The 19011-nt window shown below is 70.0% G+C and carries 3 protein-coding genes and 1 pseudogene; 3 read left to right on the forward strand and 1 reads right to left on the reverse strand.

Annotated elements, in window-relative coordinates:
• The 3 genes and pseudogenes from ON32_RS24800 to ON32_RS24810 all read left to right on the forward strand — a co-directional run.
• The coding region (locus tag ON32_RS24800; protein WP_040793448.1) for a type I polyketide synthase at positions 1-6067 on the forward strand (6067 nt) is incomplete at its 5' end.
• Positions 6068-6105: 38 nt separating this feature from the next.
• Positions 6106-17034: pseudogene (locus ON32_RS29190) on the forward strand (type I polyketide synthase); the annotation flags it as partial.
• 71 nt (positions 17035-17105) lie between these two features.
• A complete protein-coding gene (locus tag ON32_RS24810) occupies positions 17106-18728 on the forward strand; it encodes a PfaD family polyunsaturated fatty acid/polyketide biosynthesis protein (RefSeq protein WP_051133654.1) in 1623 nt (540 codons plus the stop codon).
• A 16-nt stretch (positions 18729-18744) separates the two neighbouring features.
• Here the strand turns inward: ON32_RS24810 and ON32_RS24815 are convergent, their stop codons facing one another.
• Positions 18745-18996 (reverse strand): hypothetical protein, encoded by a 252-nt coding sequence (locus ON32_RS24815; RefSeq protein WP_085995264.1) that lies wholly within the window; start codon positions 18994-18996, stop codon positions 18745-18747.
• Positions 18997-19011 lie beyond the last annotated feature (15 nt).

The following is a 19011-nucleotide window of genomic DNA, read 5'->3' on the forward strand; positions in this document are numbered from 1 at the left end:
GACCAACGGGATGACCGGTGACATGGGTGGTTCCGCGGTGGCGCGGTGGGCTCGGTTGGGGTTGGGCCGGCTCGAGGATCCCGAGGGCGTGCGGCTGTTCGACGAGGTACTCGCCGGCAGTGAGGCATTGCCGGTGGCGATCCGGTTCGATGCGGGTGTGTTGCGTCGTGGGGCCGACCCCGAGGAGGTTCCCGCGGTGCTGCACGGGTTCGTCAAGCGGCTCACGCGCCCGACCCGGACCACGGGCGATTCCGCGGTGGGACGGGCCTCGGGTGTGCTCGGCGCCCGGTTGGCGCAGGTGCCGCAGGCGCAGCGTGGTGATGTCGTGCTGGAGGTGGTGCGTGAGCAGGTGGCCGCTGTGCTCGGCCATGATTCCGGTAACGACATCCGTCCCGATCAGCGGTTCGACGAGATCGGTTTCGATTCGTTGGGTGCGGTGGAGTTCCGTAATCGGTTGGGCAAGGCCACGGGTGTGACGCTGCCGTCGACGTTGGTGTTCGATCATCCGACTCCGACAGCGGTGGCGAAACTGGTGCTGTCCAAGCTCGCCCCGACGGTGGGCCGCCCCGCGAAGAAGGCGGCGCGTCGGGCGCAGGTCGACGAACCGATTGCGATCGTGGGCATGGCCTGCCGATTCCCCGGTGGGGTGCGGTCACCGGAAGACCTGTGGAACCTGCTCGCCTCCGGCGCCGACGCCACCGGGGAGTTCCCGACGGATCGCGGGTGGGATCTGGAGCGCCTGTTCGATTCGGATCCGGACAAACCGGGGACGGTCTACACCCGCCGTGGTGGCTTCCTGTACGACGCGGGTGATTTCGATCCCGGCTTCTTCGGTATCAGCCCGCGTGAGGCCGCGGCAATGGATCCGCAGCAGCGACTGCTGCTGGAAGTGTCGTGGGAGGCGTTGGAGGACGCGGGTATCGACCCGGCCACCCTGCGCGGCACCGATACCGGCGTGTTCGCCGGCGCGGGCTACTCCGGCTATATCGACCGGGTGGTCGGCGACCTGGAAGGCTACCGGCTCACCGGTACCACCAGCAGCGTGATCTCCGGCCGGATCTCCTATGTCTTCGGGCTCGAGGGGCCCGCGGTCACGGTGGACACCGCGTGCTCGTCGTCGCTGGTCGCCCTGCATCTGGCCTGCCAGGCGCTGCGCCAGGGCGAGACCTCGCTGGTGTTGGCAAGCGGTGTGACGGTCGCGGGCACCCCCTACCTCTACGTCGATTTCGCTCGGCAGCGCGGTCTGTCCCCGGACGGTCGGTGCAAGGCGTTCTCCGCTGCCGCCGACGGTGTCGCCTTCGCCGAGGGCGTGGGTGTGCTGGTGCTGGAACGCCTGTCGGATGCCCGACGGCTCGGCCACAACATCCTCGCTCTCGTGCGTGGCACCGCGGTGAACCAGGACGGTGCGTCCAATGGTCTGACCGCGCCCAACGGTCCCTCACAGGAGCGGGTGATCGCGGCGGCATTGGCCAATGCCGGGCTCGAACCGGCGGATGTCGACGCGGTGGAGGCGCACGGCACCGGCACGACCCTGGGTGATCCGATCGAGGCGCAGGCATTGATCGCCGCCTACGGCCAGGACCGGCCGGATCGGCCGTTGCGGATCGGTTCGCTCAAGTCGAATATCGGCCACACCGTGGCCGCGGCCGGCGTCGGCGGTGTGATCAAGATGGTGCAGGCCATGCGGTACGAGATGCTGCCGAAGACGCTGCATGCCGACGAACCCAGCCCGCATGTGGATTGGTCGGCCGGTGATGTGGAGTTGTTGACCGAGGCCCGCCCGTGGCCGGTCGGTGGGCGTCCGCGTCGGGCGGGGGTGTCGTCGTTCGGGGTGAGTGGCACCAATGCGCACGCCATCCTGGAAGAAGCGCCCGCCCCGCAGATTCCCGCCGCTGAGCCCGAGACGGTGAACCGGGAGTTGCTGCCGGTGCCGCTACTGGTTTCGGCCGCCTCCCAGGCCGGATTGCGGGCCCAGGCGGACCGACTGCGGCAGTGGTGGCTCGGCAATCCCGACGCACCGATATGGGACGTCGCCGCTATCCTGGCCCGATCCCGCTCACACCTGGAATGGCGGGGAGCGATCACCGGCACGGACCGGGCGGAACTGCTCACCGGTCTCGCCGATCTCGCCACCGGCACCGACTCCGCCGCGGTGGTCGAGGCCATCGCCGGAACGGGTCGGACCGCGTTCCTGTTCACCGGTCAGGGAGCGCAACGCGCCGGAATGGGCGCGGGACTGTACCGGGCGTTCGAGGCGTTCGCGACGGCGTTCGACGATATCTGCGCCCGGATCGACCCGCTGCTCGGACGGTCGTTGAAAGATCTGATGTTCGACGGTGATCCGGAGCTGCTCGAGCGAACCGAGTTCACCCAACCCGCCCTGTTCGCCTTCGAAGTGGCCCTGTTCCGGTTGCTGGCGTCGTTCGGCGTCACACCGGACCTGCTGATCGGCCACTCCATCGGGGAACTCACGGCCGCCCACGTGGCCGGGGTGTGGTCGCTCGAGGACGCCTGCCGGTTGGTCGTCGCCCGTGGGCGGCTGATGGGGGCTCTGCCCGTGGGTGGGGCGATGCTCGCGGTTGCCGTCGGTGAGGCGGCGGCGGCGGAGCTCGTCGCCGAATACGGTGACCGGCTGTCGATCGCCGCGGTGAACGGCCCGTCGTCGGTGGTACTGTCCGGTGAACTCGAGGCCGTCGGTGAGGTCGAGCGCCGTGCCGCCGTGGCGGGGCGCAAGACCAGCCGACTGCGGGTGAGCCATGCGTTCCATTCGGCGCAAATGGACCCGATGCTGGACGAATTCCGTTCCGTGGCACGGAGTTTGACCTACCACCGTCCGAGTGTGGGGATCGTGTCGAATATCAGCGGCGCGATCGCCGGCGCCGAGTTCACCGACCCGGACTACTGGGTGGCGCAGGTGCGTGGCTGTGTCCGGTTCGCGCCGGGAATCGACGCCTTGGTCAAGTCCGGGGTGCGCCGGTTCGTGGAAATCGGCCCGGATGCCGTCCTGGCCGCCATGACCCGGCAGTGCCTGGCCGAGACACCGGATATCGAGGCGAAGTCGACGGTGCTGGCCGCCGCCCGGCGCGCGACCGATGAGCCGACCCAATTCGTGTCCGCGCTGGTCCGAGCCCATGTGGCGGGGGTGCCGGTGGATTGGCGGCCGCTGTACGCCGGGCGTTCGACCGGTCGGTTCGACCTGCCCACCTATGCGTTCCAACATCAGCGGTACTGGTTGCCGCCGGCCGCCGAACCGACGCGCCCGACCTCCGGGCATCCGGTGTTGACCGAGGTCGTGCGGCTCGCCGACAAGGACCAGTGGATGCTCACCGGCCGGATCTCACGCCGAACCCATCCCTGGTTGGTCGACCACGCCAGCTACGGGGTGGTCGTCGTGCCGAGCACGGCGCTGCTGGAGATGCTGTTGGTGGCCGGTCCGCGATTCGGTTGTGTCGGGGTGGACGAACTCACCCTGGAGGCGCCGGTGCTCCCGCCCGAGGACCGCGAGGTCGAACTGCAGGTTCTGGTCGACGAAGCGGACGAGACGGGACGCCGCCATTTCACCTTCCACTACCGGGTCGCCGGTGCCGGCGACACCGATTGGGTGCGCAACGCCAGCGGTGTCCTGGCCGGTGAGCGTCCGACGGCGGAGCCACTGATGGAACAACTGCGGGCCGAGCCGTGGCCGCCGCAGGGCACCGAACCGGTGGACCCGGACTGGATTCCGACGCATATCGCGGCGGCGGCCGGTCTCGAATACGGTCCCTCCTTCTGCGGCACCGAACGCGCGTGGCGGCGCGGCGATACGGTCTTCTCCGAGGTCGCGCTGGACCCGGCGATCGATCCCGGCGGTTACACCGTGCACCCGGGTCTGATGGACGCCATCGGACATGCCGGGCTCGCCTGCCTGATGCGGCCGGAACTCGACAGCGATCCGAGCCGGGGCAAACTGCTGTTCCGGTGGGGCGGTGTGCGGTTCCACGATGTCGTCCGCCCCGGACCGCTGCGGGTCATCGCCGTGTCGAAGGGCGAGGACACCATTGCGATCGCCGCACTGGACTCCGATGGCAACCCGGTGGTCTCCGTCGACGAGGCCGTTATGCGCTCCTACGACGTCACCCAATTCCGTACCACCCTCTCGGCCGGCGACACCGCGGTCTATTACCTGGACTGGACACGGGCACACCCGCCGTCCGGCGACCGGGCGCCCGATGCCCCCGATACCATCGCCGCCCTGGGCCCTGTCGCGGTGATCGGGGTGCGGGAACGCCACCCGGATATCGGCAGGCTGATATCGGCCGAGGGGACGGCGCCCAAGGCGGTGGTGTGGTCCGGTGCCGATACGGTCGGTGGCGACGGCGATATCCCGGCCGCCACTCACGAGCAGGTGAAATCGGCCCTGCGTACCCTGCAGGAGTGGCTTGGTCGGGACGAGCTGGAGCAGTCCCGACTGGTTGTGGTCACCCACCGGGCCGCCGCACTGCCCGGTGAGACACCCGATCCCGTCGCCGCCGCGGTAGCGGGTTTGGTGCGCAGCGCGCAGACCGAATACCCGGGCCGGATCGTCCTGCTCGATCGGCAGCCGGATACGGCGCCGCTGTCGATCGACACCGTGCAGTCCGTCCTGGCCACCGACGAACCGGAAGTGGCCGTGCGCGGGGACACGATACTGGTGCCCCGGCTGCGGCGGCGGGAGCCCGCGGTCGAGGCGCGACCGGCATTCGGCACCGGCACGGTGTTGATCACCGGCGGCACCGGCGGGCTCGGCGCGCTGCTGGCCCGGCATCTGGTGACCGAACACGGTGTCCGGCACCTGCTCCTGGTGTCCCGGCGGGGGAAGGACGCCCCGGGTGCGGCGGAACTTGCCGCGGAGCTGGGCGAATCGGGTGCGCACGTGCGAATCGAGGCCTGCGATGTCACCGACCGCACCGCGGTTCGGGAACTGATCGCCACGATCGCGCCCGAACAACCGTTGACGGCGGTGGTCCACGCGGCCGGTGCGCTCGCCGATGCGACGATCCGGACCCTCACCGCCGAACAGGTGGATCGAGTGCTGGCGCCGAAGGTGGATGCGGCATGGAATCTGCACGAGGCCGGCCGGGGGACGGATCTCGCGGCCTTTGTGCTGTTCTCCTCCATTGCCGGGGTCCTCGGCTCCGGTGGCCAGGCCAACTACGCGGCCGCCAACGGATTCCTGGACGCGTTGGCCGCCCGACGGCGCGCCGAAGGGCTGCCGGCGGTGGCGATCGATTGGGGCCTGTGGCAGCGGACGTCGGCGGGGACGGGCGGTATGGCCGACACCCTCGACGAGTCGGGTCTGGCCCGACTGGCCCGACTGGGGGTGCATCCGCTGACCCCGGCCGACGGCCTCCGCCTGTTCGACGCCGTGGCCGGCGCCGGACCCGATCCGGCGGTCGTGGCGTTCCGCTTCGACGAGCACACCGTGAGTCGGGAAACCGATGCCGACACCGTGCCCACCGCCTTGCGTGGTTTCCTCCGACCGACCGGGCCGGACACCCCGCGCCGGCAGTCGGGTGGATTCGCCCTGGACCGTATCCGGGAGGACAAGCGGGAACAGGCCGTGCTCGACCTGGTGCTCGAACAGGCCGCGACCGTGCTGGGGTACTCGTCGGCAAGCGATATCCGACCCGACAAGGGCTTCGACGAACTCGGGTTCGACTCGCTCGGCGGGGTGGAGTTCCGCAACCGACTGTCGAAGGTCACCGGTCTGCGGCTGCCGTCGACGCTGGTGTTCGACTATCCGACCCTGGCCGAGTTGGCCGCATATTTGCACGACGAGCTGGCCGCCTCCGCCGCAGCCCAACCGTCCGCCGCCGACAACCCCCCATCGGCGGCACCGGACGAGCTGGCCCGATTGACGGAAATGCTCGACCGCGTCCTCGCCACCGCCGGCGACGACGAGGCCACGGTCACCGCCCTGCTCGGCATCGGCGACCGGCTGCGATCCCATCTCGGCGACCGCTGGCGGGCCGACGAATACGACGACCTCGCCGCGCATTCCAGCAGCGAACTTCTGGACCTGATTGATGAGGAGTTTGGCCGACCATGAGCAACCCGACCACGAGCAACGAGGAACGGCTCACCCGGTATCTGCGGAAGCTCACCGGAGACCTGCGCGCTGCCAACAAACACATCGGCGAGCTGGAGGAACGGGCGCGAGAACCGATCGCGATCGTCGGGATGAGCTGCCGCTACCCGGGCGGAGCCGATACCCCCGACCGGCTCTGGGATCTGGTCGCCTCCGGCACCGACGCGGTCGGTCCGCTACCGACCGACCGCGGCTGGGACCTGGAACGGTTGTACAACCCCGACCCGGACGTGCCGAACACCATCTACACCCGTGAGGGCGGGTTCCTGTATTCGGCGAGCGAGTTCGACGCCGGTTTCTTCGGCATCGGACCGCGCGAGGCCGCCGTCATGGACCCGCAGCAGCGGTTGATGTTGGAGGCGGCGTGGGAGGCGTTGGAGGACGCAGGGGTCGACCCCACCGTCCTGCGCGGCAGTGACACCGGTTTCTTCGCCGGTGTCTTCCACCAGTACTACGGGCCGCGGGTCGGCTCCCCGAGTCTGTCGGCCGAGTCGGAGGGCCACGCATACCTGGGTGCGGCGAGTTGTGTGCTGTCCGGCCGGGTTTCCTACACCTTCGGTTTCAAGGGCCCCACCCTGTCGGTGGACACCGCGTGTTCGTCGTCGCTGGTGGCATTGCATCTGGCGTGTCAGGCGTTGCGGCAGGGGGATACGTCGTTGGCGTTGGCCGGTGGTGTGACGGTGATGTCGGATCCGTCGCTGCTGATCGCGTTCGCGCGGCAGCGGGCCCTGTCACCGGATGCGCGCTGCAAGGCGTTCGCGGCGGCCGCGGATGGGACCGGTTTCTCCGAGGGGTTGGGGATGCTGGTGTTGGAGCGGTTGTCGGATGCCCGGCGTAACGGTCATCGGGTGTTGGCGGTGATCCGGGGTAGCGCGGTCAACCAGGACGGCGCCAGCAAGGGGTTGACCGCACCCAACGGGCCGTCCCAGGAACGCGTCATTACCGCGGCATTGGCGAATGCCGGGCTCGAACCCTCCGATATCGACGCGGTGGAGGCGCACGGCACGGGCACCATGTTGGGTGACCCCATCGAGGCGCGGGCCTTGATCAATGTCTACGGTCGGCGGGGGGACAGCGGGCCGTTCCGGTTGGGGTCGTTGAAGTCGAATATCGGTCATACCTCCGCTGCGGCGGGTGTGGGGGGTGTGATCAAGATGGTGCAGGCGATGCGGTATGGGGTGTTGCCGAAGACGTTGCATGTGGATGCGCCGACGCCGCATGTGGATTGGTCGTCGGGTGGGGTGCGGTTGTTGACCGAGGCGGAGGCGTGGCCTGTGGGGGAGCGGGTGCGTCGGGCGGGGGTGTCGTCGTTCGGGGTGAGTGGGACCAATGCGCATGTGATCGTGGAGGAGGCGCCCACCGAACCCGCCACCGAGGAGCGGGCCGGCATCACGATATCCGCACCTGCCGCGGAGGCCCCCGAGCGAGCCGACAGCGCGGAGACCGCGTCGGCCGGGCCGGAGATCGACACCGATGTCGTGCCATTGCTCGTCTCGGCGAAAACCGAGTCGGGTCTGCGGGCGCAGGCCCAACGATTGCTCGAGCGGCTGGCCGCCGATCCCGAGGTGGACCTGTGGGATGTGGCGTATTCCCTCACCACAGCGCGGGCGCTCCTGGATCGACGGGGTGTGGTGGTCGGTCGGGACCGGCACGAGCTGCTGACCGGACTGGCCGCCCTGGCCGACGGCTCGGCCACCGACGGGGCCGGGGTGGTTTCCGGGGTGCTCGGGAGCGGGCGCACGGCATTCCTGTTCACCGGGCAGGGCGCGCAGCAGCCCGGAATGGGTCGCGAACTGTATGCGGCGTTCCCGGTGTTCGCGGCGGCATTGGATGAGGTGTGCGCCGAATTCGACCACCACCTCGGGCGATCGCTGCGGGAGCTGATGTTCGCCGACGACTCGGCGGCGTCGACGCTACTGGACCGCACCGAATACACCCAGCCGGCGTTGTTCGCCTTCGAGGTGGCGCTGTACCGGCTGGTCGAATCGTTCGGTATCACCCCGGATGTGCTGATCGGGCATTCGATCGGTGAGCTGGTGGCGGCGTATATCGCCGGGGTGTGGTCGCTGCCGGACGCATGTGAGTTGGTCGCCGCGCGGGGCCGGCTCATGGGCCGATTGCCCGAGGGTGGGGCGATGGTGGCCGTCGCCGTCTCCGAGGAGGATGCGACCGCGGTGGTGGCCGATTACGGCAACCGGCTGTCGATCGCCGCGGTGAACGGGCCGACGTCGGTGGTGCTGTCCGGAGACGAGGATGCCGTCGACGAGGTCGAACGACTCTTCGCCGGCCGGGGCCGCAAGACGACCCGGCTGCGGGTGAGCCATGCATTCCACTCCGCCCGAATGGAACCCATGCTGGACGAGTTCCGTTCGATCGCGACCCGGATGAGCTATCGGGTACCGGCCGTTCCGATCGTGTCCAACCTGACCGGTCGGGTGATGGACCAGGAGCCGACCGATCCGGAGTACTGGGTGCGTCAGGTCCGGTCGGCCGTGCGTTTCGCTCCCGGTATTCACACGGTGGTCGCGTCCGGAGCCCGGCGATTCCTGGAACTCGGCCCGGACGCCGCCCTGTCCGCGATGGTTCGGCAGTGCCTGGCCGTCGACCCCGAGGTGGAGGCGCGGGCCGTGGTGGCCGCAGCCGCCCGGCGCGGCGCGGACGAGGTCTTCCGATTCACTACTTTCCTCGGCGCCGCCCACGCGGCGGGCCTGGACGTGACCTGGCAACCCCTGTTCGCGGGACGTTCCCCGCGCCGGGTTTCCCTGCCGACGTACGCGTTCCAACGCAGCCGGTACTGGTTACCCGCCGGTGGTGACAGCGGCGATGTGAGCCGAGCCGGTCTGGTCCCGGTCGACCACCCCATGCTGGGGGCTTCGACCGCCATACCGGGCAAGGACGAGTGGTTGTTCACCGGTCGACTCTCCGCGCACACACACCCGTGGATCGCCGACCACCTGGTGTTCGGCACGGTGCTCCTGCCCGGAACCGGTTTCGTGGAACTGGCCTTGGCGGCGGGTGCCCGCGTGGGCGCCGAGATCGTGGACGAGCTGGTGCTGGAAGCGCCGCTGCGGATGGACGACACGGATATCGATATCCAGATCGCGGTCGAAGCACCGGATACCGACGGTCGGCGACGCTTCATCGTGGCTTCCCGCCCGGTCGGTGCCGCCGACAGCGGGTCCGGCGCCACCCATGCCCGTGGTGTGCTCGCACCGGGTGTGGTGCTCGACACCCCGGTCGCCGGTGGCGTGAGCGAGCCGGCGGTGGACCCGACCTCCGGTGCGGTGCTGTACGACGCTCTGTCCGCCCGCGGATTCGGCTACGGCCCCACCTTCCAAGGAGTGCGACAGGTGTGGCGGGACGGTGACGACGTGGTGGCGGAGGTGACCGCACCCGGCGATATCGATTCCGATGCCGCACGGTTCGGTATCCATCCCGCGCTGCTGGATGCCGTACTGCACGCCGGGGTCCACGATTGGATCGCCGACCTGCCGGGTGACGAACTCCCGCTGCCGTTCGCGTTCAACGGGGTGCGGTTGTTCCGGGCGGGGGCCACGGCCGTCCGAGCCCGGATCCGACGCACCGGAGCCGACGCCCTGCGGGTCGAGACCTTCGACGCGGCGGGAGCGCCGGTGCTGACCATAGGCTCGTTGCAGGCCCGACCGGTGAACAGCAGGGTCCTCGACGCGGGCCGTTCCGGCACCCGCCGGCCGCTCTACGAGCTGCAATGGACCCCGGTCGAGGCCGGTGCTTCGGGCGCGATTCGCCGTCTCGCCGTGGTCGGCTCGCCCACCACGAGTGGGTTCGACGAGACATACCCGAATATGGCCGCCCTGATCGAGGCGATCAGGGGCGCCGACGCGGGTGACGTGGAGCGGGACCGGGTGGATGGGGAAACCCGGCCACCCCACCCGGAGGCGGTGGTGTGGTTCGTCGAGGACGCCGAGCCGCAGCCGGAACAGGACATCCGCGCCACCGACGCGATTCGCGGCCGTGTACACGCGGTACTGGCCTCGGTTCGGGAATGGTTGACGCTGCCCACGACGATCGAGACCCGCTTGGTCGTGGTGACCCGTCGGGGCGTCGGCCTTCCGGGCGAGGATCCCGATCTGGGGGCGGCGGCGATCCTGGGTCTGTTGCGCAGCGCCCAATCGGAGCATCCCGGACGAATCGTCCTGGTGGACAGCGACGGTGAGATCACCCCCGAACTCGTCACCGCCGTCCTCGCGGGGGAGGACGAACAGGTGGCGGTGCGATCCGGTGAACTGCTCATCCCCCGCCTGGCCAAGCGGGCGCCCACGACCGCCGACCCGGACCCCACCTTCGGAACCGGTGCGGTCCTGATCACCGGCGGTACCGGGGGACTGGGCGCGCTGGTCGCCAGGCATCTGGCCGCCGAACACGGAGTGCGGGATCTGGTGCTGGTGTCCCGGCGCGGCGAGCAGGCCGAAGGAGTCGCCGAACTCGTCACCGAACTGGCGGGGCTCGGGGCGCGGACGCGGGTGATGTCCTGCGATGTGAGCGACCGATCCGCGGTGGCGGCGCTGCTCGACGAACTCGCCGCCGGGCCCGCACTCACGGCGATCGTGCATGCGGCCGGGGTCCTGGCCGACGGTACCGTGGAGACCCTCACCACCGACCAGGTCGACCGGGTGCTCGCGCCCAAGGTGGACGCGGCCCTGCACCTGCACGAACTCACCCTGCACCGGGATCTGACGGCGTTCGTCCTGTTCTCCTCCGTGGCGGCGGTGGTGGGCTCACCGGGGCAGGGCAACTACGCGGCGGCGAACTCGGTGCTGGACGCCCTGGCGCAACGGCGCGTCACCGCCGGACTGCCCGCGGTATCGGTGGCGTGGGGGCCGTGGGAGCAGAGCGGAGGTATGACGGCCCGGCTGGATCGAGCGGCGGCCGAACGTATGTCGCGGATGGGATTGCGTTCGCTCGCCCACGCCGACGGGCTCGCCCTGCTCGACCTGGCGGTCGGGGCGCGGACCCCGTTCGTCGCCGCGGTCGATCTCGACACGGCGGCCATGTCCATCCAGGCTCGGGCCGGACTGTTGCCCCCGCTCATGCGGTCACTGGTACCGCAGGTGCGCCGCGCCGAGGGCGGTGGCGCGGACCTGCCGCGACAGCTGGCCGCGGCGTCCCCCGACCGGCACGACGCGATCGTGCTGGAATTCGTGCGCGCCCAGGTCGCCGCTGTACTCGGTTACTCCTCCGGCGCGGAGATCGACATCGACAAACCGTTCGGCGACCTGGGGTTCGATTCGCTGGGCGCGGTGGAATTCCGCAACCGGCTGGGTAAGGCCACCGGCCTGCAACTCCCCTCCACCCTGGCCTTCGACCATCCCACCTCGGCGGCGATCGCCCGCTACCTGCGCTCCCGCCTAGACGGTGCGACGGCGTCGGCCCCGCGCCGCACCCGGCAGCGGACCCGGACCGACGAGCCGATCGCCATTGTCGGTATGGCCTGCCGGTATCCGGGCGGTGTCGAATCGCCGGACGAACTGTGGGACCTGGTGGTGTCGGGTCGGGACGCCATCACCGAGTTCCCGTCGAACCGCGGCTGGGATCTGGAACGACTGTACGATCCCGATCCCGCGCATCCCGGCACCTCCTACACCCGGGAAGGCGGATTCCTCACGAATGCCGCCGAATTCGACGCGGCCTTCTTCGGGATCGGGCCCCGAGAGGCCCTCGCCATGGACCCGCAACAGCGGCTGCTGCTCGAGGTGTCCTGGGAGGCGCTCGAACACGCCGGTATCGACCCGACCTCGTTGCGGGGCAGTGATACCGGCGTCTACACCGGCGTGATGTACCAGGACTACGACGTGCTGACCCGGAAGGCGGGTCCCGAGATGGAGGGCTATCTCGGGACCGGCGCCGCGGGCAGCGTGGTGTCGGGTCGGGTGTCGTACGCGCTGGGCCTGGAAGGACCGGCGGTGACCCTGGACACGGCCTGCTCGTCGTCGTTGGTGGCCCTGCACGTGGCCTGCCGGGCGCTTCGCTCGGGCGAGAGTTCGTTGGCCCTGGTGGGTGGGGCGACGGTGATGTCGACCCCGACGGTGTTCGTGGACTTCGCCCGCCAGCGCGGATTGGCGCCCGACGGTCGGTGCAAATCGTTCTCGGCGGCGGCCGACGGGGTGGCGTGGGCCGAGGGCGCGGCCGTACTGGTGGTGGAACGACTGTCGGACGCACGGCGGTTGGGCCACCGGGTACTCGCCGTGGTGCGGGGTTCGGCCGTCAACCAGGACGGTGCGTCCAACGGCCTGACCGCGCCCAACGGACCCTCACAGGAACGGGTGATCGAAGCGGCGCTGGCCGACGCGGGTCTGGAACCGTCCGATGTGGACGCGGTGGAGGCACACGGCACCGGAACGGCGCTGGGCGATCCGATCGAGGCCCAGGCCCTGATCGCTACCTATGGACAGCACCGGCCGCAACCGTTGCGAATCGGGTCGCTGAAATCGAATATCGGCCATTCGCAGGCGGCGGCCGGGGTGGGTGGCGTCATCAAGATGGTGCAGGCGCTGCGGCACGAACTGCTGCCCCGATCGCTGCACTCGGCGGAACTGTCCCCGCATGTCGACTGGTCGGCGGGCGCGGTACGGGTATTGACCGAGGCCGAGCCGTGGCCGGCCGCCGCCGATCGGGTGCGTCGGGCGGGCGTCTCGTCCTTCGGGATCAGCGGGACGAACGCACACGTGATCCTCGAGGAGGCACCGGCGACCACCGAGGAGCAGGCATCGGATCCCGGTACCGGACCCACTGGGCCCACGGTGGTGCCCCTGATGATTTCGGCGAAATCCGTGCCGGCATTGCGGGCGCAGGCGGATCGACTGCGTACCCGACTCGCCGCCGACCCGGATCTCGACCCATGGTCGGTGGCCGCGACATTGGTCCGGTCGCGGGCACTGCTGGAGCGGCGCGGTGTCGTGATCGGCCGCGACCGGAACGAACTGTTGGCGGGTCTGGCCGATCTGGCGTCGGGTTCGGTGCGGCCGGGCGTGATCGATGGTGATCGGGTTTCCGGGAAAACGGCATTCTTGTTCACCGGTCAGGGAGCCCAACGGCCCGGTATGGGACGGGACCTGTATCGGGTGTTCCCGGTTTTCGCGGCCGCATTGGACGAGGTGTGCGCGGAATTCGATCCGCTGCTGGGACGTTCGCTGCGGGAGCTGATGTTCGCCGACGACTCGGCGGAGCTGTTGAACCGCACCGAGTTCACCCAGCCGGCGCTGTTCGCCCACGAGTATGCGATGTTCCGGCTCGTCGAATCCTTCGGGATCGTCCCGGATGTGCTGGTCGGGCATTCGATCGGGGAGCTGACGGCGGCGTTCGTGGCGGGAGTGTGGTCGCTCGCTGATGCCTGCGCCCTGGTGGCGGCACGTGGTCGCCTGATGGGCGCGCTACCGGAGGGCGGGGCGATGGTGGCCGTCGCCATCGACGAGGACGAGGCGTCGGAGGTGGTCCTCGAGTACGGCGACCGGGTGTCGATCGCGGCGGTGAACGGACCGTCGTCGGTGGTGTTCTCCGGGGAGGAGGACGCGATCGACGAAATCGCCGAGCGATTCGAGGGAGAGGGGGTGCGGACCTCGCGGCTGCGGGTGAGCCATGCGTTCCATTCGGAGCTGATGGAGCCCATGCTCGACGAATTCCGGGATATCGCGGCGGGATTGACCTATCGGGAGCCGCTGCTGCCGGTGGTGTCGAACGTCTCGGGCGTATTAGCCGGCGACGCGGTGACCGACCCGGAGTACTGGGTGGCCCAGGTGCGTGGACGTGTGCGATTCGCACCGGGGGTGCAGACATTGGTGGATGCGGGGGTGCGGCGGTTCGTCGAGATCGGACCGGACGCGGTATTGACCGCCATGACCCGGGATTGTCTGGCCGAAACACCCGATGTGGCGGACGATTCGCTGGTGGCGGCCACGGCGCGACGTACCGGCGACGAGGTGACGGCTCTGCTCACCGCTGTCGCCCAGGCCCACGTGGCGGGACTGCCGGTGGATTGGACCCCGTGGTTCGCCGGACGTGCCACCACGCCGGTGAGCCTGCCCACCTATGCCTTCCAACGCCGCCGCTTCTGGCCGCAACCTACTCCCGAGGCGGTGGCCGGTTCCTTCGGCCATCCGCTGATCACGAACGCGGTCCCACTCGCCGGTAAGGACGAATGGCTGTTCACCGGCCGGCTTTCGCTACGCACCCATCCCTGGTTGGCCGATCACGCGGTGTTCGGCACGGTACTGCTGCCGGGGACGGCGTTCGTGGAACTGGCCCTGACCGCCGGGGCGCGGCTAGGGGTCGATGTCCTCGAGGAATTGGTGTTGGAGGCCCCACTGGTGCTCACCGAGGGGGTGGAGGTCGACCTTCAGCTGAGTGTCGCCACACCGGACGGCGCCGGCCGGCGATCCTTCACCGTCCACTCCCGGACCGTCGGTGCCGACGAACCGGGTGAGGAGGCCGACTGGACACTGCACGCCGGTGGTGCGCTCACCGTCGCGAGCGAGGTTTCGGCGCCGAGCAGTGCACCGACCTGGCAGCTGCCGGACGGACGGGGATCGGACGACGGCTCCCTCTACGCGAATCTGGCGCAGCGCGGATTCGACTACGGTCCTGCCTTCCAGGGCGTCACCGCACGGTGGACGCGCGGAACCGAGGTCTTCGCCGAGGTCGCCCTCGCGGATACCCTCGCCGGTTCGGAGTCCGCGTTCGGCATCCATCCTGCGCTGTTGGACGCCTGCCTGCATGCCGCCGTCGACGGTCTCACCGAGGAATCGGCCGAGGGCCGGGTGCCGTTGCCGTTCTCCTTCTCGGGTGTGCGGTTGTGGCGACGGGGTGCCGGGGCTGCGCGGGTGCGCATCGTCCGTCACGGCGGCGGACAGGTCGGCATCGAGGTCGTCGCCGACACCGGATCACCCGTGGTGACCATTGATGCGGTCACCGCCCGCGGCGTGGACCCGGCGATGCTCGTCACCGCCGGCACCCGCGCGGTGGCGCCGTTGGCCCTGCGTTGGGAGCAGGCGGAATCTCCCGTTCCCGCAGCATCCGCCGCAACGGTGGTGACGATGGGCGCGGCGTCGCTGCCCGGATTCGACGGCCACTACTTCGATATCGCGGCCCTGGCCGCGGCGCAGACGGTCCCGGACGCGGTGGTCTGGGCGTTGCCCGACGATCTCACGCTCGCCGGTTCGACGGCCGCCGAGGCATCCGATGGTCGGGCCGCGACGGTGCGCGGGGCGGTCCACGCCGCATGGCGGCTGCTGTGGTCCTGGCTCACCACCGATCGGTTGGCCCGCACCCGGCTGGTGATCACCACCCGCGGCGGTGCGGGACTTCCCGGGGAGTTCGTGGACCCGGCCGCCGCCGCGGTGGCCGGCCTGGTGCGCAGTGCCCAGTCGGAGAATCCCGACCGATTCGTGCTGCTGGACCTCGACGGCCACCCGCACGTCGAACTGGTGCGTGGAGTGCTCGATTCGGCGCAGCCCCAGGTCGCGGTCCGCGACTCCCGGCTGTTCCTACCGCGCATCACCCCCGTTGCGCGGTCGGCGGACACACCGTCGGCGGCCGGGGCGTTCGGTGACGGCACGGTGTTGATCACCGGCGGCACCAGCGGTCTGGGCGCGGTGATGGCCCGGCATCTGGTCACCGCGCACGGCGTCGAGCATCTGCTGCTGGTATCCCGTCGCGGGGAAACGACCCCCGGCGCCGCCGAGTTGGTCGCCGAACTGGCCGAGCTGGGGGCCCGGGCCCGGGTCGTCGCCTGTGATGTCTCCGATCGGGCGAGTGCGGCGGCGCTGATCGGGTCGATCGGGACCGAAGTTCCGCTGACCGCGGTCATCCACTCCGCGGGTGTGGTCGACGACGCCACCATCGAGAAACTGACCGCGGAGCAGATCGATCGTGTTCTGGTGCCCAAGCTCGACGGCGCGCTGAATCTGGACGAGCTCACCCGGGGACACGATCTGGCGGCATTCGTCGTCTTCTCCTCGGTGGCGGCGGCCCTCGGCGCGCCCGGGCAGGGCAACTACGCGGCGGCCAACTCGTTCCTCGACGCGCTCGCCCACGCCCGCCGAGCCGCGGGCCTGCCCGCTCTGTCGGTGGCCTGGGGACCCTGGAATCAAGAGGTCGGCATGACGGGAGCCCTGGACCGGGCCGCGGTGGCCCGCCTGGAGCGACTGGGTATGCGGCCGCTGAGCGACGACCAGGGTTTGGCACTGCTCGACGCCGCGGTCACCACGGACGAGCCCATGGTGCTGTGCGTCGAGTTCGACCGGGCGACCCTGGCCGCGCGGGCCCGCGCCGGTCAACTTCCCGAGGTGCTGGAGGGGCTGGTGCCGGCCCGGGCACGGCATACGAGGACCGACACCGGTTCCGCGGCCGCCGGGGATCTGGCCGCGCGCTTGGCCGCCGTGGCGGAGGACCGGCGCGACGCTCTCGTCCTGGAAGTGGTGCGCGAACACGCGGCGGCGGTATTGGGCTACTCCGATATCGAGGCGATCGCACCCGACACACCGTTCCAGGAACTGGGGTTCGATTCGCTCGCCGCGGTCGAGTTGCGCAACCGCCTGGCCGAGGTGGCGGGGGTGACCCTGCCATACGCGTTGGTGTTCAACTATCCGACCGCCGCCGCCGTGGCGGGCATGCTGCGCACGATGGTGGCGGAGGCAGCGGCCTCGGCGGCTTCGGCTTCTGCGCACACCGCATCCTCCTCGGCGGTCGACGACGAACTCGCCGCGCTGCGAACGCTGTTGAGTGAGCTGTCGTCCGCGGAGGACAGATCGCGGTTGACCGAGGGGTTGCGCGCGCTCCTGGCCGAGGCCACGCCCGATCCGGGTACCGAGTTCATCGGCGACCGCGCCGCTGTCGAAACGGCCGGCGCCGAGGAACTCTTCGCGCTCATCGACCAGCAGCTGACCAAGGAATGAGCCGTGGGGTGGGGCGGTCGTCGTCCCACCCCACGGCACCCGGCCCAGGACCTCCGCTCGAAGGATTCGGTATGACTTTCCCCGCCGCTCGGCAACAAACCCTGTCCGCGCCTGTCGCGGGTGACCACGACCTGTATGTGCGCGCCCCCGAGGTGGTGTGTACCGATGCCGATGCCGCCGCCGAGTTGCTGGCCGAACCGGACCGGCGACTGTATGTGGTTGCGGTGGGCGCGGATTCGGCGCTCGCCGTCGGGGGGAGACCGCTCCTCGCGCACGAGGCGGCCGCCGGGGATCTACCGATGCTCGGGGTGGTCGACCCCGTCCGGACGGAGACGCTGGGCTCGGCGGCGTTTCGCCGCGCGCACGGTGTCCGGCTGTCGTATGTGGTGGGGGAGATGGCGCGCGGCATCGCCTCCGCCGATATGGTCACCGCCGCGGCGCGGGCGGGGATCCTCGCCTGTTTCGGGGCGGGCGGGCTGGGCCCGGACCGGGTACGGGAGACGGTGGCCGAGCTGGCGCAGCGACTCGACGGGCTTCCGTGGGGGGTCAATCTGCTGCACAACCCCGCCGAGCCCGATCTGGAAGAGGCCACCGCCGAGCTGCTGCTGCAGCATCGGGTGCCGGTGATCTCGGCGTCCGCCTATATGGCACTCACATCGGCGCTGGTGCGTTGCGCCGCGACCGGTCTGTATCGGGACGTGGAGGGGCGGATCCAGCGCACCACCAAGATCATGGCCAAGATATCCCGCCCCGAAGTGGCGCGGTTGTTCCTGTCGCCTGCTCCGGAGAAAATTCTGCAACGCCTGGTGGCGGATGGTCGGTTGCGGCCAGAGGAGGCCGAACTGGCCCGGCAGGTTCCGGTGGCCACCGATATCACCGTGGAAGGCGACAGCGGCGGGCACACCGACGGCCGTCCGCTGGTGGCGATCTTCCCCCGCCTGATCGCCCTTCGCGACGAGCTCGGTCGCCGGTACGGCTACGGCAGTATCGTCCGGCTCGGTGCGGCCGGAGGGCTGGGCACCCCCGAATCCGTTGCCGCGGCCTTCGCGATGGGCGCCGATTACGTGCTGACCGGTTCGATCAATCAGCTCTCCATCGAGGCGGATCTGTCCACGGAGGCGAAGAAGTTGCTCGCCGCGGCGGACGTCGCCGACTTCACCACCGCCCCGGCCGCGGATATGTTCGAGATCGGCGCCCGAGTGCAGGTGCTCAAGAAAGGCACCCGTTTCTGGACCCGCGCCCAGTGGCTCTACGACCGCTACACCGCGCACGCCGGGCTCGAGGACCTCGGTCCCGCCGATCTGAGGAAACTGGAGAGCGAGATATTCGGGACCACGGTGGACGACGTGTGGGAGCAGACCCGGCGCTTCTGGTCCGACCGCGACCCGAAACAACTCACTCGCGCCGAGAGCGACCGCAAACACCGGATGGCCCTGTGCTTCCGCTGGTATCTCGGGATGTCCACCCATTGGGCCACCACCGGCGAGACCGAGCGGCGCGGTGACTATCAACTGTGGTGCGGGCCGGCGATGGGCGCTTTCAACCGCTGGGCCGGTTCGGATATCGGCGCGCCGAGCGTGGTCGAGATCGCGGAGAACCTCATGCGGGGCGCGGCGGTGCTGGCCCGACACGACGCGGCCGCGCGGCTCGGCATCGTCGACGGTTTCCCAAGGGTCCGTTACCGCGCGGGATAGGTCCGTCGGAGCCGGGTCACTCCGACCGATCGGATCGACGGCGCAGCAGTCGCCGCGCCCATGCAGCGCGGCGAGTGGGACGTGATTGCGGTTCCGCGGTCGCTCCGGTGCCCGCGGCGGCCGATGCCTGCGCATATCGGACGTGCAGTTGTTCGCGGACCTGGTCCGGGGTGTAGGCCCGGCGGCGCCGCTCGGCGCGCACCACCACCACACCGGTGGCCACCACACCGGCCGCACCCGCCAATCCCAATACCTTCCACCACCTCATACGCATAGGCTACGT

Origin of the sequence: Nocardia paucivorans NBRC 100373 (genome assembly GCF_000308675.1) — a bacterium.
GTDB classification, from domain to species: domain Bacteria; phylum Actinomycetota; class Actinomycetes; order Mycobacteriales; family Mycobacteriaceae; genus Nocardia; species Nocardia paucivorans.